General features: G+C 61.6%; 19 protein-coding genes and 1 riboswitch. Of the genes, 8 read left to right on the top strand and 11 right to left on the bottom strand.

Annotated features, from left to right (window positions below; translation table 11 throughout):
- Positions 1-71: 71 nt before the first annotated feature.
- The 3 genes from dusB to HMPREF2682_RS07110 form a co-directional block, all read right to left on the bottom strand.
- Entirely contained in the window at positions 72-1,238 is a 1,167-nt protein-coding gene (dusB, locus tag HMPREF2682_RS07100) for a tRNA dihydrouridine synthase DusB (protein WP_044142776.1), read from the bottom strand.
- Between the two features lie 282 nt (positions 1,239-1,520).
- Positions 1,521-2,498 carry a GNAT family N-acetyltransferase gene (locus HMPREF2682_RS07105; RefSeq protein ID WP_070832745.1) on the bottom strand — a complete coding sequence of 326 codons (978 nt, stop codon included), beginning with the start codon at positions 2,496-2,498 and terminating at the stop codon, positions 1,521-1,523.
- A gap of 126 nt (positions 2,499-2,624) precedes the next feature.
- A complete protein-coding gene (locus tag HMPREF2682_RS07110) occupies positions 2,625-4,004 on the bottom strand; it encodes a glycine--tRNA ligase (protein WP_070832748.1) in 1,380 nt (459 codons plus the stop codon).
- Between the two features lie 232 nt (positions 4,005-4,236).
- Between HMPREF2682_RS07110 and HMPREF2682_RS07115 the strand changes: the two genes are divergently transcribed.
- On the top strand, positions 4,237-4,452 hold the full coding sequence (locus HMPREF2682_RS07115; RefSeq protein ID WP_070832751.1) for an RNA-binding S4 domain-containing protein: 216 nt from the start codon (positions 4,237-4,239) through the stop codon (positions 4,450-4,452).
- Positions 4,453-4,868: 416 nt separating this feature from the next.
- On the opposite strand, the gene HMPREF2682_RS09605 is transcribed toward HMPREF2682_RS07115, so the two are convergent.
- The 4 genes from HMPREF2682_RS09605 to HMPREF2682_RS07130 form a co-directional block, all read right to left on the bottom strand.
- A complete protein-coding gene (locus HMPREF2682_RS09605) occupies positions 4,869-4,997 on the bottom strand; it encodes a hypothetical protein (RefSeq protein ID WP_256370768.1) in 129 nt (42 codons plus the stop codon).
- A 99-nt stretch (positions 4,998-5,096) separates the two neighbouring features.
- Positions 5,097-7,121, bottom strand: coding sequence for a copper-translocating P-type ATPase (locus HMPREF2682_RS07120; RefSeq protein ID WP_070833031.1), 2,025 nt, complete (start codon positions 7,119-7,121; stop codon positions 5,097-5,099).
- Positions 7,122-7,381: 260 nt separating this feature from the next.
- Positions 7,382-7,708 (bottom strand): heavy-metal-associated domain-containing protein, encoded by a 327-nt coding sequence (locus HMPREF2682_RS07125; RefSeq protein ID WP_070832754.1) that lies wholly within the window; start codon positions 7,706-7,708, stop codon positions 7,382-7,384.
- A 385-nt stretch (positions 7,709-8,093) separates the two neighbouring features.
- Positions 8,094-8,846: an alpha/beta hydrolase gene (locus HMPREF2682_RS07130; protein ID WP_070832757.1), complete on the bottom strand. Its 753-nt coding sequence runs from the start codon at positions 8,844-8,846 to the stop codon at positions 8,094-8,096.
- 94 nt (positions 8,847-8,940) lie between these two features.
- On the opposite strand from HMPREF2682_RS07130, the gene HMPREF2682_RS07135 reads away from it, so the two are divergent.
- Positions 8,941-9,756: a MerR family transcriptional regulator gene (locus tag HMPREF2682_RS07135; protein WP_070832762.1), complete on the top strand. Its 816-nt coding sequence runs from the start codon at positions 8,941-8,943 to the stop codon at positions 9,754-9,756.
- 131 nt (positions 9,757-9,887) lie between these two features.
- On the opposite strand, the gene HMPREF2682_RS07140 is transcribed toward HMPREF2682_RS07135, so the two are convergent.
- The 4 genes from HMPREF2682_RS07140 to HMPREF2682_RS09305 all read right to left on the bottom strand — a co-directional run bounded on the left by HMPREF2682_RS07140 (position 9,888) and on the right by HMPREF2682_RS09305 (position 14,351).
- Positions 9,888-10,238, bottom strand: a complete 351-nt coding sequence (locus tag HMPREF2682_RS07140) for a MerR family transcriptional regulator (protein ID WP_070832765.1) — start codon at positions 10,236-10,238, stop codon at positions 9,888-9,890.
- Positions 10,239-10,595: 357 nt separating this feature from the next.
- Entirely contained in the window at positions 10,596-11,924 is a 1,329-nt protein-coding gene (locus HMPREF2682_RS07145) for a homoserine O-acetyltransferase MetX (RefSeq protein WP_210400862.1), read from the bottom strand.
- Positions 11,925-12,113: 189 nt separating this feature from the next.
- Positions 12,114-13,460, bottom strand: coding sequence for a bifunctional o-acetylhomoserine/o-acetylserine sulfhydrylase (locus HMPREF2682_RS07150; RefSeq protein WP_070832767.1), 1,347 nt, complete (start codon positions 13,458-13,460; stop codon positions 12,114-12,116).
- A gap of 105 nt (positions 13,461-13,565) precedes the next feature.
- Positions 13,566-13,678: riboswitch (SAM riboswitch) on the bottom strand.
- Positions 13,679-13,832: 154 nt separating this feature from the next.
- Positions 13,833-14,351: an ArsR/SmtB family transcription factor gene (locus tag HMPREF2682_RS09305; RefSeq protein WP_366508789.1), complete on the bottom strand. Its 519-nt coding sequence runs from the start codon at positions 14,349-14,351 to the stop codon at positions 13,833-13,835.
- Here HMPREF2682_RS09305 and HMPREF2682_RS07155 point away from each other — a divergent pair.
- The 6 genes from HMPREF2682_RS07155 to HMPREF2682_RS07180 all read left to right on the top strand — a co-directional run bounded on the left by HMPREF2682_RS07155 (position 14,328) and on the right by HMPREF2682_RS07180 (position 22,336).
- Positions 14,328-15,536, top strand: a complete 1,209-nt coding sequence (locus tag HMPREF2682_RS07155) for an MFS transporter (RefSeq protein WP_083321774.1) — start codon at positions 14,328-14,330, stop codon at positions 15,534-15,536. The two genes, HMPREF2682_RS09305 and HMPREF2682_RS07155, sit on opposite strands and share 24 nt — an antisense overlap.
- A gap of 399 nt (positions 15,537-15,935) precedes the next feature.
- The gene (locus HMPREF2682_RS07160; RefSeq protein WP_070832770.1) at positions 15,936-16,922 is read left to right on the top strand and encodes an ABC transporter ATP-binding protein; all 987 of its coding nucleotides are present in this window, start codon (positions 15,936-15,938) and stop codon (positions 16,920-16,922) included.
- Between the two features lie 86 nt (positions 16,923-17,008).
- Positions 17,009-17,779, top strand: a complete 771-nt coding sequence (locus HMPREF2682_RS07165) for an ABC transporter permease (protein WP_246827280.1) — start codon at positions 17,009-17,011, stop codon at positions 17,777-17,779.
- A gap of 1 nt (position 17,780) precedes the next feature.
- The gene (locus HMPREF2682_RS07170; protein ID WP_070832776.1) at positions 17,781-18,611 is read left to right on the top strand and encodes an ABC transporter; all 831 of its coding nucleotides are present in this window, start codon (positions 17,781-17,783) and stop codon (positions 18,609-18,611) included.
- Positions 18,612-18,715: 104 nt separating this feature from the next.
- Entirely contained in the window at positions 18,716-19,918 is a 1,203-nt protein-coding gene (rsgA, locus tag HMPREF2682_RS07175; protein ID WP_070832779.1) for a ribosome small subunit-dependent GTPase A, read from the top strand.
- Positions 19,919-20,158: 240 nt separating this feature from the next.
- A complete protein-coding gene (locus HMPREF2682_RS07180) occupies positions 20,159-22,336 on the top strand; it encodes a S9 family peptidase (protein WP_070832782.1) in 2,178 nt (725 codons plus the stop codon).
- Positions 22,337-22,710 lie beyond the last annotated feature (374 nt).

A 22,710-nucleotide genomic window follows, 5' to 3' on the forward strand; every position in this document is an offset into this window, starting at 1 on the left:
CGCGAACAAGCTCGAAAAAAGGATGCGCCGCGACGCGCAAACAGCACGCCGCGGCACACAAGTACAGGGGGTTAGCCGCCGGAAATGTCCAGCTCAGCCTCCACCAGCCCCAGACGCTCAGCATCGCCGAGGATGCGCGAATCCAGCCAGCCGTCGGGCAGGTGCGGCTGCTTGGGGCTGCCGGCGCGACCGCGCGAACCCTCAACGGCGGCGCCCGGGTAACCAATCGAGTGGTCCAGCTGAGCAATCAGCTCGCGGAAGGTCGCCAGGTCGGGCACCTGAGCCATTTTCGCGCGTAGCTCGCCGCCAACCGGGTAGCCCTTGAAGTACCACGCCACGTGCTTGCGAATCTCGCGCAGGCCGCGGGTCTCATCGCCGAAAGTCTCTACCAGCAGTTCTGCGTGGCGGTAAATCATGTCCGACACCTCAGTCAGGGTCGGTCGGATACGCTCCGACGAACCCTCAAACGCATTCTGCAGGTCACCAAACAGCCACGGGCGACCCTGGCAGCCGCGGCCAATCACCACGCCGTCCACGCCGGTCTGCTCAACCATGCGCACCGCATCCTCAGCGGAGAAAATATCGCCATTGCCCAGAATCGGCACGTCCGGAATCAGCTCGCGCAGCTGCGCAATGGAATCCCAGTCAGCCTTACCCGAATAGTGCTGAGCCGCAGTACGGCCGTGCAGAGCAATCGCCGCAACGCCCGCATCACGCGCAATCTTGGCGGACTCCAAGAACGTAATGTGGTCATCATCGATGCCCTTACGCATCTTAATGGTCAGCGGAATATCGTTGCGGGACGCCTCCTTCACCGCGGTCTGCACAATCGCCGTGAACAGGTCAGTCTTCCAGGGCAGGGCGGCACCGCCACCGCGGCGAGTCACCTTAGGAGCCGGGCAGCCAAAGTTCAAGTCAATATGGTCGGCACGGTCCTCTTCAACGACCATACGCACAGCCTTACCGACGTTGACCGCGTCCACACCATAAATCTGGATGGAACGGATCTTCTCGTCCGGGTCATGCTCAATAATGCGCATGGACTCGGGCTTACGCTCCACCAGGGCGCGCGCAGTCACCATTTCGGTAACGTACAGGCCGCCGCCATATTCACTGCAGAGGCGGCGGAAAGCCTTATTGGTCACGCCAGCCATCGGGGCGAGAACCACGGGAGTATCAACGGTCAGATTGCCCAGTTTCAGGGGCGGAAGGGTAAGACGGGGTGCTTCAGAATTCACCCCTATATTGTGGCATACGGGGGCAAATCGAGAACCGGACTCAGCTGACGGGGTACAGAGACACAGTACAGGCGGAATTTGGAGGCGCGGTGCATGCTGAGCCGCAGAGGCGCCCCGCGGCGGTAGTTGGCAGCGAGCGCAGGTACGCGAAAGGGGCAGCACGCACAAGGGGCGGAGGAGCATTCCGCTCCCCCGCCCCTTTCAGCAAGAGTCAGCCAGCAGGCTCGGTACCGCGAATCTATTTGGGAACCTACAAACCTACTCGAGAATCTACTCTCGAACCTACTCCGTCACGTAAATATAGGTCGGGTCGCCCTCCACCGAAGCGGTACCGGCACGCAGTAGCACGTCGGTTACCTGAACCAGCGCCTCCATGGCGTCGTCAACCTCAACCAGCACCGGGTACTTAGCGCTCAGCAGGGACAGCACCTGCATAATCGCCTCCACAGCGCCCTCATTATCGAAGTCGTAGCCCAGCAGCAACTCCGTGGCGGTCTTCTCATCCACCAGCGCCGCCTCCGGGTCAGTCTCGAAGGGGTGGTAGCTCACCGCAAACGCCACAATCTGGCCCTTCTTACCCTCGGCGGCAGCCTCACGGATGTGGTCGCGAAGCACCACAGCGCCAAAGGCACGCACCTCATCCGAAAGGAAGTAACGGTTCACGGTGCCCAAACCCACCTCGGCGGGCACATCCCACTCGTGAGCGCGGCGGTAGAAATTCCACAGCGCAGAAGTCAGCTCTACCGAACCGGTCGCCAAATCCTCAATCGCCTGAGTCTCGTTACCGTCAGCATCCTCACGCAGAGACACCGGGGGAATCGCGCCCGGCTCCACGCGCACCATGCGGGAACGCTGAATCAGCTTCATACCAGTAGCCTGTGCAAACTCCTCACCATCACTAAACGGCGACAGCTTCACGCGCAGAGCAGTCGTCTGGCCGTGCGCCGCCGCAATCTCACGCAACGCATCCAGCAGGGCGGTACCAATACCCTGACGGCGGTGGTCAGCTGCCACCTCAATGTAGGACCACAGACGCGTCGGATGCAGCAGCGAAGCTACCACAGTACCGGCAGCCACCGGCACACCCGAAGCAGTCACCACCAGAGTACGGCTAAACGGCGCATCACTATCCGGGCCGAAAAGGCCACGCTGGCGCTCCTCAACCTCATTGCGGGCAGAGTTCCAAATCTCAAGCAGGGCAAGGTCATCACCCTCCTGCCAGGGGCGAATCTCAAATTTTTCGCTGAGGCGTTCAGCCATATCCGTGTGCCTTCCTTCGCTCGCGTCTATCGTGCCAATCAGTCTAACCAGGGTAGCCCAAATACACGACGGCGGGTAGCCTCTTTCGCTCTAAGAGGCTACCCGCCGACGATGTTATGAATATTTTTAGCCTGCCAGGCGTGCAGCCAGGTAGGACTTCACCTGATCCAGAGCCACACGCTCCTGGTTCATGGTGTCGCGCTCGCGGATGGTCACAGCCTGATCCTCAAGAGTGTCAAAGTCCACGGTGATGCAGAACGGGGTACCGATCTCATCCTGGCGGCGGTAACGGCGACCAATAGCGCCCGCCTCGTCGTAGTCCACGTTCCACAGGCCGCGCAGCTCGTTCGCCAGCTTGGTAGCCGGCTCGGACAGCTCAGCCTTCTTGGACAGCGGCAGAACAGCAGCCTTCACCGGTGCCAGGCGCGGATCGAGCTTCAGCACGACGCGCTTGTCCACGCCGCCCTTAGTGTTGGGTGCCTCGTCCTCAACATATGCGTCGACGAGGAACGCCATCATGGAGCGGGTCAGACCGAAGGACGGCTCAATCACGTACGGCACGTAACGCTCGCCGGTTGCCTGGTCGAAATACTCGAGCTTCGCGTTGGAGTGCTTGTTGTGAACGCCCAGGTCGTAATCGGTACGGTTCGCAACACCCATCAGCTCGCCCCACTCAGAACCCTGGAAGCCGAAGCGGTACTCAACGTCGATGGTGCCAGCCGAGTAGTGTGCGCGCTCTTCCTTGGGAACGTCGAAGCGGCGCATGTTGTCCGGGTTGATGCCCAGGTCAACGAACCAGTTCCAGCAGTCCTCAACCCACTCGTTGAAGTACTTGTCAGCCTCGTCCGGGTGCACGAAGTACTCGATTTCCATCTGCTCGAACTCGCGGGTACGGAAGATGAAGTTACCGGGGGTGATCTCGTTACGGAACGACTTACCGATCTGGCCAATACCGAACGGCGGGCGCTTACGAGAAGCAGTGACCACATTGTTGAAGTTCACGAAAATACCCTGAGCGGTCTCCGGGCGCAGGAAGTGCAGACCCTCCTCATTATCAACCGGGCCCAGGTAAGTCTTCATCAGACCGGAGAAGTTCTGAGGCTCAGTCCACTCGCCACGAGTACCACAGTTCGGGCAAGCAATCTCTTCCATGCCCTCAGCCGCGCGGCCCTTCTTCGCCTCAAAGTTCTCCAGCAGGTGATCCTGACGCAGACGCTTGTGGCAAGACAGGCACTCAACCAGCGGGTCGGTGAAGGTCGCCACGTGACCGGACGCCTCCCACACCGCACGAGGCAGAATAACGGAGGAGTCCAGGCCAACCATGTCCGCACGGGAGCGGACGAAACGCTGCCACCACTGCTGACGGATGTTTTCCTTCAGCTCTGCACCGAGGGGGCCGTAGTCCCATGCGGAGCGGGAACCGCCGTAAATTTCACCGGCCTGGAAAACAAAGCCGCGGCGCTTCGCGAGCGCAATAACGTTATCGAGGGTGGACTTTTCAGCCATAGTTACTCCTTCTGCCCCGCCACCGGCTGTGACGTGCGTGAGTTCGGGTTCATAAGGGACGCAACCCAGAACGGGGCGCCCGTATTCGCGCTCATCGGCGCAATATGCACACTTTTTGATGCAAGACACTAGGGTACCATCACCACCCCACCCCTGGGTATGCCTACCCGGCCCACCACTCCCCCATTTTTGCCGGACACCAGGATGCACCCGGCGGGATAAACTAGGAAGCATGGAAGAAATTTTTATTCGCGACGATATGATCCGCCTCGGCCAGTTCCTCAAGCTCGCCAACCTCGTAGAGGACGGCGCGCAGGCACGCGAGGTCATTCAGCACGGCCTGGTAAAGGTCAACGGCGACATTGAGGAAGCACGCGGCAAGCAGCTGCACCCCGGCGACACCGTCACCTTCAACGGCGTGACCGTGAAGGTTGCGCACGAGGGCTAATCCGACCTCTTATTCCGTTTGAGATAGGGCGTTAGAGTGAGGGACGGCGTTCGTCCTCGTTCCTACAGGGAACCCGCCCTCGCTTCGCTTCGGGCACCCTGATGTCACTTTCGGACGACACCGCCCCTCCGCGCGCCCCTCACCAGAGCCGAGGGTAGCTATACCCTCCGGAAGCGACATCAGGGTGCCCACCCGGGCGCTCTCCGCCGCGAAGCAAGGAAGAGCAGAGCGTCCGGGTGCGGCGGGTGCCCCTGCAGGAGCGGAGGAAGGGTATAGCGTACCCACCCACCCAGCCCCTGTAGGAACGAGGACGATAACCACCTTTCCAAGCAGAATCTGAGAAAGCGAAAGAGGCGCCGCCTCCCTCCTCGGGAGACGGCGCCTCTATTACGTTAGAGCCGGGTCAGCAGAAAAGCTTAGCCTTCCGCGGTGCCGGTCGCCTCCGCAACCTTCTGCGCACGAATACGCGGCTCCTGACCCTGCACCTTCACCTCCAGGAACTCGCCCACATGGCGAATCTCCATGGCGCTCACGCCGTGATCCATTCCACCCATCTCGTCCGTGGTCCCCATATGACCCTGAAAGGGTGCGCTTCATGGTGGAGCCTTTCAGGGTCATATGGGGCAGTGGAGAGAAGTGGTGAATCAGTGGACGGCGGTGGATGCCGGAGTAGGCGTGGTGTGTTCTTCCTTCGGACTGGTGGGAGCCAGGTGGGCCGGGTCCAGATCAATCCGGCGCAGCAACTGAGCGTTAAGCGCCACCACAATCGTCGACAGCGACATCAACACCGCAGCAGCAGCCGGGGGAAGCAGAATGCCGCTAGAGGCGAGCATGCCGGCGGCCAGGGGCACGGACAAGATGTTGTAACCGGACGCCCAGATGAGGTTCTGGATCATCTTGCGGTAGCTGGCCTGCGAGAGCTCAATCATCGACAATATTGCCCGGGGATCGTCACTGGCCAGGACCACTCCGGCGGATTCCATTGCCACATCCGTGCCGGCCCCGATGGCGATGCCGACCTCGGCGCGGGCCAGGGCCGGGGCGTCGTTGACACCGTCGCCGACCATGGCCACGCTCAGGCCACGCTCCTGTAGCTGGGTGACCTTGGTGTCCTTGTCCTGGGGCAGGACCTCGGCGAAGACCTCATCGATCCCCAGGTCCTGGCCAACCGCATGGGCCACCTGCTGCGCGTCACCGGTAATCATCGCGACCTTCACCCCGCGGTCCTGCAGGGCTTTCACAGCGGCGCGGGATTCGGGGCGGATCTTGTCCTCGACGGCCACCGCACCGATAATCTGACCGTTGCGGACAATATGGAGTACACCGGCCCCACGCCCGGTCCAGGCGCTGGTGGTGTCGGTGAGCTCGGCCGGGGTGGTGAGGTTGAACTCGCGCAGCATGTTCGGCCCGCCCACGAGGATCTCAGCGCCATCGACAGTGGCCCGGACCCCCCTGCCGGAGGCGGCGCTGAAACCAGTTGCACGGATTTGCCGACGAGAGGCCTCGGGATGGGCGGCCGCGGCCGCCACGATGGCGCGGGCCACGGGGTGCTCGCTGTCGGCCTCCGCGGCGGCGGCCAGGGCCAGCAGCTCACCCTCGGTGACGCCGACAGTTGCCGCGACACCGGTGACCGCGTGCGCACCCTCGGTCAGGGTGCCGGTTTTATCGAAGAGCACCACGTCGATGGTGCGCATCCGCTCGAGCGCCATCCGGTCCTTGATGAGCACCCCGGATTTCGCGGCCCGCTCGGTGGAGATTGCAATGACCAGCGGAATCGCCAGGCCCAAGGCGTGCGGGCAGGCGATGACCAGCACCGTGACCGTGCGCACCACGGCATCGTCCGGGCTGCCGATGGTGGTCCACACCACCGCGGTGATCAGAGCAGAAATCAGCGCGAACCAGAACAACAACGCCGCCGCCCGATCCGCCAGGGCCTGGGCCCGGGAGGAGGACTCCTGTGCGTCGGCAACCATGCGTTGGATTCCGGCCAAGGCGGTGTCCCCGCCGGTAGCCTCCACCCGGACGCGGACGGTGTTGTCGGTGGCCACGGTACCAGCGACCACCTTGTCACCGGTGTCGCGGAAGACGGGACGGGATTCGCCGGTGATCATCCCCTCATCGAATTCGGCGGCTCCGTCGATGATGGTTCCGTCGGCCGGCACCCGGGCACCGGCCCTCACCAGCACGACGTCGCCGACGACCAGCTCGGAGATGTCCACGGTGCGGGTGGTCCCATCGATGACTTTCTCGGCCTCATCCGGCAGCAGGGCAGCCAGCGCGTCAAGCGCGGAGGACGCACCCCCGAGAGCGCGCATCTCCAGCCAGTGGCCCAGCAGCATGATGGTCACCAGCAGGGCCAGCTCCCACCAGAAGTCCAGGTCAAAACCGCCCAGCCCCAGAGTGGTGACCCAGGAGGCGACAAACGCCACGGTGATGGCCATGGCAATCAGGAGCATCATCCCGGGTTGGCGGGATTTCAGTTCCTTCCATCCGCCCTTGAGGAAAGGCGTTCCGCCGTAGACGAAGATGATCGTGTCCAGTACCGGGGGAATCCAGGTGGATCCGGGGAATTCCGGGAGGGGGTAGCCGAGCAGGTGGGCGACCATGGGGCTGAAAATAACGACGGGAATGGACAGAATCAGTGACCACCAGAAGCGTTCCCGAAACATTGCGGTGCTGTGCCCGGCGTGTTCGCCGTGACCATGAACCTGGTGGTCTTCGTCCAGGGCAGAGTGCGGGTGACCGTGGTGCATCGCCTGGCCGTGGGTGTCGGCGTCTGCGTGGTGTTCGTGGCTGGCATGATCCGGGTGGTGGGTGTGGTCTGTTTCCGGAGCGGGGTGATCACCATGGTGATCGCCGGAATGGTGGGGAGTGTTCATGACGTTCCTTTCGCTCAACCCGGTCGGGGTCGAGATGATGGGTAAATCGATCAGGATAAGACGGTGTAGCCGGTCGCCTCGATAGCCCGGCGAACCGTCTCCGGAGGTACGACACCGGTGACCGTGACGGTGGAAACACCACCAGCAGCGAGATCAACCTGGACGTCGTCGACCTGGGGGAGGGCCTGAAGGGCCTGGGTCACGCTTTTCGCGCAGTGCCCGCAGGTCAGGCCGGTGACCTGGTAGCTAGAGGAGGACCCTCCTGCTGACGAGTCGCTGGCGGCAGGGTTGGAGACGGTGTCGGCACGTGAGGCAGGTCCGCAACAGCTGCAGCCGTGGGAGGCCATCGGCAAGAGGTGGGGCGGGGCGGTAATCATGGGAAAGCTCCTACGGGTCGGTGGGATGCGGCGATGCTACTCTCCAGCATATACCCCCGGGGGGTATATTTTCAAGGGGTGGAGGCACTGCCCTCATGCGGGGCAGGGTGTGGTCACCGAGCAGCCTCCTCACTGTCGGGAGGGGACAGTGGGAGGCGGAAGGCGCATCCGGAAAACGCGGCCGCGCCCGCACAGCACCCCAGCGCGGAAAGGCGGTATCGTCCGAACGTGACATCAGGGTGCCCGAAGCGAAGCGAGGGCGGGTCCCCTGTAGGAACGAGGACGAATACCGCTTTCCGCGCGGAGCCAAGCATCCCCGGTCTTTCCAAGCGGAACTACACGTAAGCCCCCGAGTCGATGACCCGAGGGCTTACGTGTAGTCGATTTAGGCGTCAGAGCCTTCCACGGCGCCGGTCGCCTCCGCAACCTTCTGCGCACGAATACGCGGCTCCTGACCCTGCACCTTCACCTCCAGGAACTCGCCCACATGGCGAATCTCCATGGGGCCAACGCCGTGGCCGATACCGGCGTACAGCACCTTGATGCCGTCGGTGTACTTGCGGATCCAGTCGTAGGTGTAGTTCACCATCTCCTGCGGGATGACGGGGTCTTCCTGGTCACGGCCGAAGAACACCGGCAGTTCGGTCTTCTTCAGTTCCTCATCCTTGAAGTACGGCGAATCAGAATCTACCGCGTAGCCGGACAGCCCCACCACGGCGGCGAACTCGCCGGGGGCGTGACGCACCATCGAAGTTGCGATGCCCATACCCTGCGAGAAGCCCAGCAGGGTCACCGAAGCATACGGCTCGCGGTTCGCGCGCACCCACTCCAGCACGTAGTCGCTCGCCTGCTCAATAGCGCGCTGGTCGGATTCGAGCTGCTGGTTCAGCGGGTACCACTGGTAGCCGATAGCGTCTGCTGCAATGTAGGCGCCGGTCGAGTCCGCGGAGAACTGGGTGCCAACCGGCTGCGGTGCACGCATGGAGGCGTAGGTGAAGCCCTCCTGCGGAAGGTGCGCCGCCAGAGACAGCAGATCGTGTTCCTGGGAGCCGTAGCCGTGCAGCATGAGCACCAGATGGGTGCCTGCGCGTTCGTTCTCGGGGCGGGTGTATTCGACGACGTATTTGTTTTCGCTCATGCACCCATCTTAGCGAGGACTCCCCCGCAAACCTGCACCGCAGGTTCCGCTGCTAGCTTGACCCTCACCTAACGTGAGGTTTTAGAGTGAAACCATGGACGCGAACATAACACCACCTGACGGGCAACACGAATACACCGTAGGAGAAGCGGCATCATTACACGGGCTAACAGTCCGCACGCTTCACCACTGGGAGCAGCGAGGCTTGCTCAACCCGGCGCATGATGAGTTCAACGGGTACCGGTACTACACCGACGCAGATCTTGAACGAATCACCGTCATCATGGGGTACCGCGCCACCGGCATGAGCCTTGACGCCATTCACAACATACTGCAGGACGAAGCGAACAGCACCGAGCATCTACTCGCTCAGCGGGATATGCTTCAACGCAAAATCGTCGCGTACAAGCGCATGCTTGAAACCATCGAACATCTTTTGGAGGACACTATGGCACCTAAAAATGAGCAGCTCAGCGCTGCCGAAAAAGCAGAAATTATGGGCGAGGGATTCAGCCTCGCCCACCAGCAGGAAGCGCAGGAGCGTTACGGAAAAACTGACGACTGGGCTGAATACCAGCGCCGTACCGCAACGATGAACCGTGCCGACTGGCAGAACGGCAAACAGCAGGTTGCGGAGGTGGAACAGGCCCTCGTCGAGGCGTTCAACCGCGGCGTGAAGCCCGGCAGCGAGGAGGCGAACGCGCTCGCCGAGCGGCACCGCGCCTCCCTGTTCTTCTTTGAGGTCACCCCCGCCAAGCACGCTATTCTGGCTCGCGGCTACGTTGAGGATGCCCGCTTCAAGGCGCACTACGAGAAGCTTGCGCCCGGGCTTGCGGAGTGGCTGCGGGAGGTCATCTTTGAGAACGCTCGTGCGCACGGTGTTGACCCGGAAAAAGCGGCTTGGGGTTAAACCTACGGGCTGAAAATACCCAGTAGCTAGGGGTGAGTAGCCGAGCATGCCAGCTGAGCACAAAAATACGCCCGGTATTCCCAACGTTGGGAATACCGGGCGTTTATACGCGTCTGCAGAAGACTAGTTACCTAGCGGGTGCTGTCGAGGTGACGGCGGTGCTCTTGAATACGGCGATCCAGGTGCTCAAGGTTCTGCTGCAACCCCACAATCTCATCCTCAATCTTCTGACGGGCACGCTCCATCACCTCAATGGATAGGGCGTGGTCGTCCGGATTGCTCAAAATCGTGCGAATATCGGCAAGACTCATGCCGGCCTGACGGCAGGTAGCAATAAACCGTGCTGCGGAGATAGACTCCTCATCAAAAATACGGGTTCCGTGAGCATCACGGGGCACAGCAATGAGCCCCTCTTTTTCGTAATAGCGCAGGGCGTGGGTGCTCACCCCCAACTGCTCCGCTACCTCTTGAATACTTACCACAACTTTAATGCTATGGGGTTAGAGCGGGTCTAAAGCAAACCGAGAACCCTTACCTTCCGGTGCAACAGGAGGCTACTTCCGCGGTATCTCGCGGAGGTTTCGCAAAACACCCGAAAAACCGGAAAATATTCCCTGACCTGGCACAACACCCTTTAAAAGGATGCAAAGAAACGCCGGATACTCGCATTGTGCAAGCACCCGGCGCCTCCTTACCTAACCTTTAGGGTGAAGGTTAATTCTCGGCGGGCGGAAGAACCTGTGAAGACACTATCTGCCCGCCCGGAATTTACCCGCACTTAGGTGGTATAAACAGCGATCAGAGGGGCTTGGGTCAGTACCCCGTGAATACTCGCGGTTCTAGCGGGTCGCCGTAGCATACAGGCGAGTCATCGAATCCAACGCCTCACGCTCACGCTGCGCCTCACTTGGGGTGGCGGATTCATCTTCAACGCCGAGGGCACGCGCCAGAATCTTCTCCACCTGCTTCGCCTCAATCAAGAAGCCGTCATGGCCGTGGTTCGACTCGATAATGTCCACGGGCACCGGGGTGGGCAGCGCCTCCGCCAGGCGGTGCGACTCGTGCGGGAAGAACAGACGGTCCGTGTTCACCGCCGCAATGGTCCACTCACAATCGGTGTGCGCCAGCGCCTGCGCCAGGGTGCCGCGGCCACGCGCTACGTCGTGCGAAATCAGTGCCTCGTTCACTGCCAGGTAGCTGTTTGGGTCAAAGCGCTCAACCAGCTTGGCGCCGTGGTGGTCCAGGTAGCTTTCAATCGCGTAGCGGCCACGAGGCTCGCCCAGAGAACCGCCCACGGTGCTTTCGCCGCGGTTCTCTTCGCGACCGAAGCGGTGCTCCAGCTCGGCGGGGCTGCGGTAGGTGGTGTGCGCGATACGGCGTGCCAGGGCAAGACCGGTTACCGGCGCGGGACCCGCATAGTAGTCGCCGCCGGCGAAGTTCGCGTCCGAACGAATCGCAATGTTCTGGGTGTGCGCCCACGAAATCTGCTCCGCCGTAGCCGAAGGACCGGAGGCGATGACCGCGCATCCGCGCACCAGCTCGGGGTTAGTCGCCGCCCACTCCAGGGCGCGAGCACCACCGAGGGAACCACCAATCACGTAGCGGAAACTCGTCACGCCCAGTGCACGCGCCAGACGCGCCTCCGCACGTACGGAGTCGCGGATGCTCACCTGCGGGAAGCGGGAACCCCAGTGCTCACCAGCGCCCGGGTAGCCCTCGGGGACGATGCTCGACGGACCGGTCGAGCCGTAGCAGCCGCCCAAAATATTGGGGGCAATCACGAAGTAGCGGTTGGTGTCCACGACCGAGCCGGGGCCCACGATGCCTTCCCACCAGCCGTCCGATTCGATAGCGCGAATCAGCGGGGCAGGCATGTCGGGGGTGGGCACGCCACGGGAGACGTGCGTGTCACCGGTGAGCGCATGCAGAATCAGGATGGCGTTGTCGCCAGCCTCGTTGAGAGTGCCCCAGGTTTCGTAGCCGATGGTGACCTGCGGCAGGGTTACGCCGGATTCGAGCTCCAGGTCGCCGATGTTCAGCTGACGCAGGTAGCCTTGCGCTTCGGGGTGTTCGCGCTGGGTGCCCGCCACGGGGATGGGTGCGGTGACAGGCTGGCTGGTAGTGCCGGACTTGGTGGTGCCGGACTGGCTAGTGCTCTGGGTGGTCATGGGGTTCCCTTCACTGGGTTGGTCGGCGAGGTGGTGCCGGGTGTGAGCGGGGTACTCGTCTGTGGGTAGAAGAAGCAACAGGTTGGGCGGCAGCAACGCCGCACAGTTACAACATGCTCCGTAACGGGGAATCCGCAGGTGGACCGAAAAGCCGTAGCTTGCCGGTCCACCTGCGGGTTGCATCACCATTTAGGAGAGGGTGTCGAAGCCCAACTGCAGGTCGGCGAGAATGTCGTCGATGTTCTCAATACCGACAGCAAGGCGGATGAAGTTCGGGTACACGCCAATCTTCTCCAGTTCCTCAGCGGAAAGCTGAGAGTGAGTGGTGGAGGCGGGGTGAATCACGAGCGAGCGCACGTCGCCGATGTTCGCCACGTTGGAGTGCAGCTTCAGCGCGTCCACGAAGTCGCGGGCCTGCTCCAGGGTTGCGTCCTTGAGGGTGAAGCCGAGCACTGCGCCGGGGCCCTTGGGCAGGTACTTCTGTGCACGCTCGTACCAGGGGGAGGATTCCACGCCAGCCCAGATGACCTTCTCGACCTGCGGGTTTGCTTCGAGCCAGTGGGCGACCTTGGTGGCGTTCTCAACATGGCGTTCGATGCGCAGGGAGAGGGTCTCCAGACCGATGCCGATGTTGAAAGCGTTGGTCGGCGAGATGGCGGCACCGGTGTCACGCAGCAGCGAAACGCGGGCCTTCAGAATGTAGGAGAGGTTCGCGCCGAACGCGGAGTCCTTGCCCAGGTCGCGTGCGTAGACCAGGCCGTGGTAGCCGGGGGCAGGCTGGTTGAACTTGGGGAACTTCTCGGGGTCTGCGCCGTAGTCGAAGTTACCGGAGTCCACAATCACACCGCCGATGGAGGTGCCGTGGCCGCCCAGGTACTTGGTGGCCGAGTGAACGACCACATCCGCGCCGTGCTCGATGGGGCGCAGCAGGTAGGGGGTGGGCACGGTGTTGTCCACGATCAGGGGCACGCCGTTTTCGTGGGCAATTGCGGCGATGGGCTCAATGTCGAGCACGTCGTTGCGGGGGTTGGGCACGGACTCGCCGTAGAACAGCTTGGTGTTGGGGCGAACCGCGGCGCGCCACTCGTCGAGGTTGTCAGGATTCTCAACGAAGGTGGTTTCGATGCCGAGATCGGCGAGGGTGTACTTGAGCAGGTTGTAGGTACCGCCGTACACGGAGGGCGAAGCGACCACGTGGTCACCGGCACCAGCGATGTTCAGAATTGCGTAGGTGATGGCCGCCTGACCGGAGGCCAGCAGGAGCGCGCCGACGCCGCCCTCGAGGGAGGCGATGCGGTTCTCGATAACTTCCTGGGTGGGGTTGTTGAGGCGGGTGTAGATGGGGCCCAGCTCGGCGAGAGCGAAGCGGTTTGCAGCTTGCTCTGCACTGTCAAAGACGAAGGAAGTGGTCTGGTAGATGGGTAGTGCCCGAGCTCCCGTTGCGGCATCCGGTGCCTGTCCCGCGTGAATCTGGCGGGTTTCGAACTTCCAACCGGCGGGGTTGGCGGGAGTCGGGACGGTAGTGTTGTTGCTCATGCTTGGCTCTCCTAAGGGGATAGTTAGGGGGCCGCATGCCGAGCGGTACAGGAATCGTCGTTGAGTTGTCCTGTCACGATTGATGTACCGGATTCGGTCACATCGGTCCCGCGCTTGCGTCACGCTTGTGCGTAACGCCCGGTCTTCACCCAGGGCACCCCACCGCGGAGGAGGGTTGCCGGCCAGCTAGCTGGGGCTTGTCGCTGGCGCTCTTGACCTGTCATTAGGGTGTCATAATCGGTTGCGCGGGGTCAAGGGTTTTAGGAGTGCGCGACACTTTAAGACGCTTCATTGCAAAGATGACGTTTTATGAATTGCCTTTGCTCTGACCTCATTTTAGGGGTTCGCATACTCTCAACCCGATTAGCCGAGTCAGGCACCTGTAGTATCCGCAGCAGATTCACCCCATTGGCCTTGACCCGGTGGTAGTCCAACAGAGTCTAAAAGACCGGGGAAAAGATTCTCAATCACGCTGTCTCGGCGTGTAATTTTACGGTGCGTTCCCAGCACTTCGGTGTGCATGAGCCCTGATTCTCGGAGCACTTTGAAATGATAAGACATCGTAGATTTGGCGATTCCATAGTCAAAATCACCGCAGAACTGTGGCCCGTGGTCTGCGATACGGGCGAGAACATCTCGTCGAATGGGGTCTGACAATGCGCCAAGGACACGATCCAACGTCACGTCATCAGAGGTGGGGTGATACAGCCGTTCCTTACCCATAACCACGCCTTTCCGGGTTTTTCGCATAACGTATTGAGCCTTCATGACTCTGTGACAGAATATTACATCTTGGGCTTGCCCTTTAGCATAATATAGATTTATTCTAATTTCGACGAACATAGAAATAACATGAAAGGACACACAATGAGTTCTCACAATACATCTCATCAGCTACCTCAAAATTCTGAGGCAACCATGCGGCTTGTCTCATTCAGCACTCTCTTTGTCATCGGCACAGATACTTTTCTCACTGCCCCTCTGCTTCCGCTACTCAGCAAGGAGTTCAACACCAGCACAGAACAATCAGGGTGGTTCGTCTCTGCATACGCTTTAGGGTATGCAATTTTCGCACTCATTGCAGGCCCGCTGTCAGACCGCGTTGATCGCAGGCGTATTATTCTTACCGGGTCCATCGGCTTTACGCTTTTTACGGGCTTATGCGGTTTAGCATGGGGGTTTTGGTCTCTTTTTACCGCCCGGTTTCTTGCGGGAGTGTTCGCTTCTCTGATCTCACCGCAGATTTGGGCATCTATCCCCATGACAGTGCCGAAACAAGCCATTATTAAAACTATGGGGTATGCAACGGCTGGACTTGCTATAGCCCAAATCGCCGGTATTCCTGTAGGTTCTTTCCTCTCTACTTATGGATGGCAGATACCATTTTTTGCAATCGCCGCAGCGTCTCTTCTTCTCTCGGGTATACTTTATTCACGTTTTCCCAGCATTCCCCCTGTGTCTGCAGCGCAAGATGGAAATTTTCTGACTCCCTACCTGCACGTTTTAAAAGCCCCTTCACTTTTGCTATCCCTCCTGGCGTACCTGATTTTCCAGACAGGAGTATTCGCATCTCTATCTTTCATAGGTTCATGGTTCGCGCGAGACTTTGGGGCATCGCAGACAACCATCGGTTTCGCCATGCTTGTAATCGGATGTGGCAACGCTCTAGGCTCCCTCACAGGGTCACGATTCGTCGCACATATAGGTACGCAGAAGACTATGCTCATGGGACTTATGGCACTCAGTATTGTGTATCTCTCGGCGTCATTGACAGCTAATTTCTGGACTGCTTTAGGTATTTTTACTCTTGCACTTTTTCTCGGAGGAATTATGCTCCCCGTCCTCATGGGAGAGCTACAAAGCCATACCGCTATAGCTCGCGGTACTGTATCATCCCTCTCAAACACGGCAATGTACGCTGGAACCACTATCAGCGGTGCCGTTGGCGGTACATTACTTACGCAGTTTCCGGGGTATAGCGGTATAGCCGTCATGAGTGCATGTGCAGTCGCAATTTCTCTTGGTGTCTATGCACTTGGTGGGGCATTCCGATCGAATAACGGGGGATCGTTTTAACTTCTTCGAATAAAATCAAAAAAATTTAATCACAGCATTCCGTGAGCCGTGCTACACTGATGGAAACCTTGAATCTAGGAGTGATGAGGTATGACCTCCCGCTAAAGTCGCACCGGCTCGCGGAATGCCCGCCCAGATGGTGGGCTCTAAAAAATTTCAGAAACAACCCTGCTTTGGTTCGATACATTTCAGGAGCGCATAGTGTGCGCTTGGGATACCAAAGTTCTGAGGGTTTCGTTGTTATACCTTCCGCACCTGCAGTCGGTGACTTGGGATTATTCAGGCACTACGTAGTGCCTCTCTCACGACTATTCATCTCACCCGTCCCACGTATTGCAGGCGTGCGAACACCATGCTCAAGCGTCTTCGGGTGACTAAGCACCGCAAGGTTTTATCACGATGTCTACAATTCTTGACGCGGCGCAGCTTCGCCGCGTCTTTGGCAAAGGTGAAAACGCCTTTACCGCCGTCGACCGGGTGTCGCTTCGCGTTAGCTCCGGTGAAATTCATGCCCTTCTCGGCCCCAACGGTGCGGGCAAAACGACGACCGTGCAGATGTGCTCGACCCTGCTCACACCCACCGGCGGTAGCCTCACCGTGAACGGCGTTGATGCTATCGCTCACCCGCAGCGGGCGCGCCGTCACGTGGGTCTCGCGTTGGGCGGGGAGAACGGCTTCTACCCGCGAGCCAGTGCCCGCGATAATCTGCTGTTCTTCGCCGATGTTGCGGGGGTTTCCGGGCGGGCTCGACGACACGAGATCGAGCACGCTCTAGCCCGTGTGGAACTCGCCGATGCGGCAACGCGGCCCGTCCAGGAGTTTTCCCGCGGCATGAAGCAGCGCCTGCATATTGCCCGCGCGCTGCTCGGCTCCCCCGCCCTGCTCCTGCTGGATGAGCCAACCAACGGGCTCGACCCCGATATCGCCCTGACCGTGCGTACCCTCATCCGGTCTCTGGCGGATGAAGGTACCGCCATTCTGCTGACGAGCCACCTGCTGGGCGAAATTGAGGATCTGGCGCACACCATCACCGTTTTGGGCGCCGGTTCCGTTGCGGTGTGCGGCACCCTCGAGGACGTTGCCGCACACGCAGGTATTGCCGCCACAACTGTGGTTCAGGTGGACCCCACCGCTACCGAGGGCATTGATACACTACGCGGCTTCCTCGGCGATAAGGCGGCGGTACTGTTTGCCCCACGCGGTTCCGGTTGGGAGCTGACCCTCTACTGGCACGGCGAGCGCGCCACGTTCGAGGCGGGCGAGGCGCACCGCATCCTGGCGGAGGGGCTCACCGCCTCACGCATTGGGGTACGGACCGAGCCGTACACTCGCCCGGCAACCTTGGAAGAGGCATACCTGGCAATGGCGGAGGGGCTCAAGCGATGAACGCTCAGACACGGCGTCCGGTAGAGTCCCGGCAACAGCGCCGAGGGTGCAACCTGTGGCAGGAGTGCGCCCGTCAGCTGCGGCTCATGGGCTTTAGTCTGCGGCAGTTCCTGACGGTCCCCTACTTCATTCAGCTACTCATCAGTACGGTACTCGGATCGGTCATCCTTCAGGCGCTCGCCGTGCGCGCGGCGGCGCAGAGCTCCGCGGGGCACTCTGTTGACCCGACCCTGGCGTGGACCCGCGCGGGCATTGTGGGCATGTGGTCGGTCTGCATCGTGTCTGCGGGCATCATTAATTTTGAGCGCTTCCGCGGGACCCTCGTGTACCTGTGTTCGGGGTCGATTTCTCCGCTGCGGGTGCTGGCGGCTATCGTTTCGAGTGCCTCCATTGTGGGTCTGGCAGCCCTACCGCTGGCGTGGTTGACGTGGGCCCTGGCGACCCTCAACCTGCAGGTCACGGACTTTTCCGCCCTCTGGCCACGCTACGTTCTGGGCGTTCCCCTGCTGTGGCTTGCCTGCCTGTCGGTCACGTTCATGATTGCGGTGTTCTTCGTGGCGACGCCGAACGCCATCGCCTACGAGGAGCTGTTGCTCGTACCGGTTTTTATTCTTTCCGGGGTTCTCTTCACGACCGTTGAGGCGCCCGCCTGGCTGGACGCCGCGGGCGTGCTCATTCCCCTGCAGGCGCCGGTTCACCTCCTACTTGGGCGTACCGCCATCACTACCCCGGCGGATGCGCTCCTCCCCTTGGTTCAGACCCTGATCGTGAGCTTCATCTGGGCGGCATGCGCTTTCCGCTTTGCGCGGAAGGCTCTCGCCTCCGCCCGTCGCCGCGGCACCCTGGGGGCGATGTAGCGTGCGTGTTCTCTCTACTGACTCCCTGCCCGGCGTGGTGCGTCGGGCACTGTCTACCGCCTCTATCGGCTGGTCGTCGTCCATTACCTTCGCGACCCTCGGAACGGCTATCACGACCCTGGTTCTCGTGCCGGGTCTCAACGTGCTTTTCACGGTGCTGCTGGGTGCCGACCTCGCCGCGAACGATACGGTGCGCATCGGCTGCGCGACCGCCCTGATTGCGACCCTCAGCTCGGTGGCAGCCGGTATTGTCGCGCGTGTGGCCACCGACCGGTGGATTGGTGTCTTCGAGTACGTGTGCACGGCACGAGCAGTGGATGCGGGCTACTGGCTGGGTGCGGCGGCAGTGCCGGCCCTGTTGGCGTCCGTGACGGGTCTGAGCAATGTGGGTATCGTGTGGTTACTGTCCCTCACGGCACCCTCTACCGGGGCGGCTTCGGGGCTTCTACTGGGCGCCATTGCGCTGATGCCGGTTGCGGTTTTGGGCGGGGTCTGCCTGGGTATTTTTGCTGCCGGCTTGGGCCTGTACCTATCGGATCCGTACACTGGGTCAAATTTTCTGTCGATTATTCTGCCGGTCAGCGCGGGCGTGATTGTGCCGGTGAGCACCTACCCCGGCTGGCTTGCGTGGGTGTGTTCGTGGGTCCCCGGGTCCCGACTGGTGCAGGCTTTAGATACCTCTGGCAGTATTGCGAGCAGCACCGCGCCGGATCTCTTCGCGCTCCTGGCGGTAGACACGGCCCTGGCGGGACTCTACGCCGCTATCGGGTTGGGGCTGACTTTCCTTGCCGCCCGCCGCATCCGCGCCGGCGCCCGCGCCTCGCTGCTATAAGGCGTGAAACCCAAATAGAACAAACCTTTTAAACGCCCCCTCCCCCAGTGCGCTATCCAGGCATAATAACCAACCGGGCGCCGCAACCACGAAAGACTATTCCTGTGACCATTACTCCCGCCTCATACACCTTAGAGACCCTCGGCTTCGACCCCTCCTGGCAGGGCGCGGCAATCCGCGCCGCGTTCACCCTCGACGGCACCCTTGAAGATTTCACCCTCGCCCGCGTCAGCGCCGTGCACCGCACCCGCTGCGAGCTACTAACCTGCGAGCGGGGCGAGCTCGTGAAGCTCTCCGCTCCCCTGCGTCCGGTTGAGAACGACTACGGCGAAGAGGAGTACCCCGTCGTGGGCGACTGGGTGCTGGCTCAGCCCATCCCCGGGACCGGTAGCGATAGCCAGCCCGCGGAGCATAAGCCCCTCGCGATTCTGCCCCGCCGAAGCTACCTCACCCGCCCCAGCGCCACCCGCGAATCCTCGGATCAGCCTGTCGCCGCCAACGTGGATATGCTCTGCATCGTTGAGCCGTGCTTCCCCGAGCCGTCCATCGGGCGAATCGAACGCTACACCGCCCTGGCACACGCTTCCGGGGTGCAGGTCGCGCTGATTCTCACCAAGGGCGACCTGGTGACGGCGGAACAGCTCGCCGGGTATCAGGAATCCCTGGGTAGCGGCGTGGATGCGGTGCTCACCGTCTGCACGGATAACGGCTACGACCCTGCCCCGGTTGCCGAACTTGTCGCCGGGCGTACCGCCGCGTTCCTGGGCCGCAGCGGCGCCGGAAAATCTACCCTGGTCAACGCCCTGCTCAACCCCGGAGTTGACCCCCGCGAAGATGCTTCAGAGAACCAGGTGCAGGCGACTTCCGCGGTCCGCGATGCTGACGGCAAGGGACGGCACACCACCACCAGCCGCCAGATGATTGTTCTGCCCGGTGAGGCAGACTCCGGTGCAGAATCTTCGGCAGGCACGGTGCTCATCGACACCCCGGGCGTGCGAGCCCTAGCCGCAACGAGCGATAGCGCCGCGATTGACGAAACCTTCGATGACGTCTCCGGTTACGCTTCCGCCTGCCGGTACAGCGACTGCTCCCACGGTTCCGAACCCGGATGCGCGGTGCAGCAGGCCATCACTGACGGCGCTCTCGACCCCGAGCGCTTCGAACGCTACCGCAGGATGATGGCGGAATCCGCGCGCCTGCGTCTACGCTCCCAGGAGCGCGAGTACCGGCAGAGTAACCGAGCCTTCACGAAGGCAAACAAGGCGGGCCGCCGCACCCTCATGTCCATTAAAGGCCGCGCCAACTAGCCGCCGAACACGCACGCCCCGGCAAGGCTACGGTGAGACTTCAGTGGGGCTTCCACAGGCTGAGCCGGGCAACCCCGCACAAGCCGCAATATAGTAGCCTCCCTCACTCTTCGATACACTAGAACTAGGCGTGCCCACAGTCCCCCGCGCACCCTCACCGCCATCGCGGCGGCGCAGGAACGCGGGCGCAGACGGCACACACCATTCATAAACCCATAACTCATTGAAAGAGGTGGCAGCATGGCTGAACAGAACCTCACCCCGCCCGTACCGAAGAAGGTCGAGCACCGCCGTGAACACCACGGCGACGTCTTCATCGACCACTACGAATGGCTCCGCGACAAGGAAAGCGAAGAGGTCCTCAACTACCTCAAGGCAGAAGCCGAATACACCGAAGCTGTCACCGCAGACCAGCAGCCCCTCCGCGAGTCCATCTTCAACGAGATTAAGAACCGCACCCTGCTGTCGGATCTGACCGTCCCGAACCGTATCGGTGACTGGTGGTACTACAGCCGTATGGTGCCCGGCGGCCAGTACCCCGTCTTCTACCGCTACCCCGCCCTGCACGAGGGCGACGAGGTGGTGCGCTACACCCCGCCGACCGTCACCCCCGGCGAGGTGCTTGAGGGCGAGGTCGTCATCCTCGACTGCAACGAATACGCCAAGGACATGGAGTTCTTCTCCCTCGGCAGCTTCCAGCCGGCACGTAACGGCAAGCTGCTGAGCATCTCCGTGGACGAGAAGGGCGACGAACGCTACGAGCAGCGCTTCCTCAACATGGAAACCGGCACCTTCCTCGAAGACACCATCCCCAACATTGCGGCGGGCTCCTTCTTCATCAACCACGCCGAGCAGCTCATCTACGTGGTCCCCGACGACTCCTGGCGCCCTTGGCGTGTCTACGTGCACGACGTCGGACAGGGCACCGAAGATCACCTCATCTACGAAGAGCCGGACAACACCATGTGGCTCTCCGCTGCTATGAGCTCCGACCGTTCCTCCGTGGTGCTCACCAGCTCGAACTCCGAGTACACCGAGGTGCGCATCGTACCGACCCGCGAACCCAAGGGCGAGCCGACCCTGCTCATCCCCAAGAGCGCGGGCATCGAATACTACGCCGAGCCGCTCAACATTGCCGGCGAGCAGCACCTGCTGATTCAGCACGACTACAATGCGCTGAACTCCGAGCTGGTCCTCGCAGACATGCCGCGCGAAGGCGAAAGCCTCGAAGAGTACGCACAGCGTTGGGTGCCGGTCATCCGCCACAGCGAGCACGTGCGTCTGGAGGGCTTCACCTTCACCGCAACGCACCTGGTTGTTACCGCCCGCGCGGACACCACCACCCGCATCTTCCTTGCACCGCGTGAGCAGCTGCCCATCCAGTGGCGCCGCCGCCGACCCGCCGGCGTGACCTTCATGGAACCTGCCGGTTTCGACGAGGAGCTGTACACCGCATCCGTGCTGCGTGCGGAGAACTACTCCCCCGTGCTGCGCATCGCCTACACCTCGTACCTGACTCCGCGCCGCGTCTACGACTACTTCCCCATGTCGCAGACCCTGCTGCTGCGCCGCGAAACCCCGGTGCTGGGCGGCTACAACCGCGAGGACTACCGCGCCTACCGCGACTGGGCACCGGCGGCGGACGGTACGCTCATCCCGATTTCGGTGATTCACCGCGCCGACCTGGACATGAGCAAGCCGCACCCGGTCATCCAGTACGGTTACGGCTCGTACGAGTCGTCCATGGATCCGATGTTCTCCATCCCGATGCTGTCGATCCTGGACCGCGGCGTCATCTACGTCATCGCGCATATCCGCGGCGGCGGCGAGATGGGCCGCTCCTGGTACCAGAACGGCAAGAAGCTCGCGAAGAAGAACACCTTCACCGACTTCGTGGACGTCACCAGCTACATTGCGGCGAAGCCGTGGGCTGATGAGGCGCGTATCGGCTGCTACGGCGGTAGCGCGGGCGGCCTGCTCATGGGTGCCGTGCTGAACCTCGCCCCCGAGAAGTACGCCGCCTGCCTGGCTGCCGTGCCGTTCGTGGATGCGCTGACCACCATCCTTGACCCGGAGCTGCCGCTGTCGGCGATGGAGTGGGAAGAGTGGGGCAACCCGATTGAGGACCCCGAGGTCTACGCCTACATGAAGTCGTACACCCCGTACGAGAACATCCGCCCGGTCCGCTACCCGGCGATTGCTGCGGTGACGAGCTTGCACGACACGCGTGTGCTCTACGTGGAGCCCGCCAAGTGGATTGCGGCGCTGCGTGAGCAGATTGACCCGTCGTCGCCGGTGCCGCTGCTGAAGATTGATATGTCGGGCGGTCACGGTGGTGGTTCCGGCAGGTATACGCGTTGGCGTGAGATCGCGTGGGATTACGCGTTCCTGCTGAGCAACCTGGGCGTCACCAAGTAGGCTAAAGCACGCCAACCGCGTATACCCTTCCGCATGCAGATTTGGTGCCTCGCGCGCTCGGAATCTGCACGCTCCAGTGCGTTGGCGTGAGATCGCCTGGGATTACGCGTTCCTGCTCACTAACCTCGGCGTTACTGAGTAGCTCATCTCTTAAATAGAACGCTCCGTCTGTATCTGAGTGATGCGGACGGAGCGTTCTTCGTTTCAGCACGTTGCGCTACGCGGGGGGGGGACGGTGCTCGTCCTCGTTCCTACAGGGAACCCGCCCTCGCTTCGCTTCGGGCACCCTGATGTCACTACGGACGACACCACCCCTCCGCACACGCTAGGCTACCCAAGGTGGCGCGCCGTGTTTTCCGGAAGCGCCCTCAGGG

The organism is Rothia sp. HMSC061D12 (genome assembly GCF_001836735.1).
In the GTDB taxonomy this organism is placed as follows: Bacteria; Actinomycetota; Actinomycetes; order Actinomycetales; family Micrococcaceae; genus Rothia.

Coding starts and splice junctions, on each gene's coding strand:
- HMPREF2682_RS07125 (WP_070832754.1), bottom strand. CDS start 7,708: ATGATTACCGCCCCGCCCCACCTCTTGCCGATGGCCTCCCACGGCTGC.
- HMPREF2682_RS07115 (WP_070832751.1), top strand. CDS start 4,237: ATGGAAGAAATTTTTATTCGCGACGATATGATCCGCCTCGGCCAGTTC.
- HMPREF2682_RS07180 (WP_070832782.1), top strand. CDS start 20,159: ATGGCTGAACAGAACCTCACCCCGCCCGTACCGAAGAAGGTCGAGCAC.
- HMPREF2682_RS07105 (WP_070832745.1), bottom strand. CDS start 2,498: ATGGCTGAACGCCTCAGCGAAAAATTTGAGATTCGCCCCTGGCAGGAG.
- HMPREF2682_RS07145 (WP_210400862.1), bottom strand. CDS start 11,924: ATGACCACCCAGAGCACTAGCCAGTCCGGCACCACCAAGTCCGGCACT.
- HMPREF2682_RS09305 (WP_366508789.1), bottom strand. CDS start 14,351: ATGAGATGTATTGTGAGAACTCATTGTGTGTCCTTTCATGTTATTTCT.
- HMPREF2682_RS07120 (WP_070833031.1), bottom strand. CDS start 7,121: ATGTTTCGGGAACGCTTCTGGTGGTCACTGATTCTGTCCATTCCCGTC.
- HMPREF2682_RS07160 (WP_070832770.1), top strand. CDS start 15,936: ATGTCTACAATTCTTGACGCGGCGCAGCTTCGCCGCGTCTTTGGCAAA.
- HMPREF2682_RS09605 (WP_256370768.1), bottom strand. CDS start 4,997: ATGGATCACGGCGTGAGCGCCATGGAGATTCGCCATGTGGGCGAGTTC.
- HMPREF2682_RS07130 (WP_070832757.1), bottom strand. CDS start 8,846: ATGAGCGAAAACAAATACGTCGTCGAATACACCCGCCCCGAGAACGAA.
- HMPREF2682_RS07165 (WP_246827280.1), top strand. CDS start 17,009: ATGGGCTTTAGTCTGCGGCAGTTCCTGACGGTCCCCTACTTCATTCAG.
- HMPREF2682_RS07150 (WP_070832767.1), bottom strand. CDS start 13,460: ATGAGCAACAACACTACCGTCCCGACTCCCGCCAACCCCGCCGGTTGG.
- HMPREF2682_RS07135 (WP_070832762.1), top strand. CDS start 8,941: ATGGACGCGAACATAACACCACCTGACGGGCAACACGAATACACCGTA.
- HMPREF2682_RS07110 (WP_070832748.1), bottom strand. CDS start 4,004: ATGGCTGAAAAGTCCACCCTCGATAACGTTATTGCGCTCGCGAAGCGC.
- HMPREF2682_RS07155 (WP_083321774.1), top strand. CDS start 14,328: ATGAGTTCTCACAATACATCTCATCAGCTACCTCAAAATTCTGAGGCA.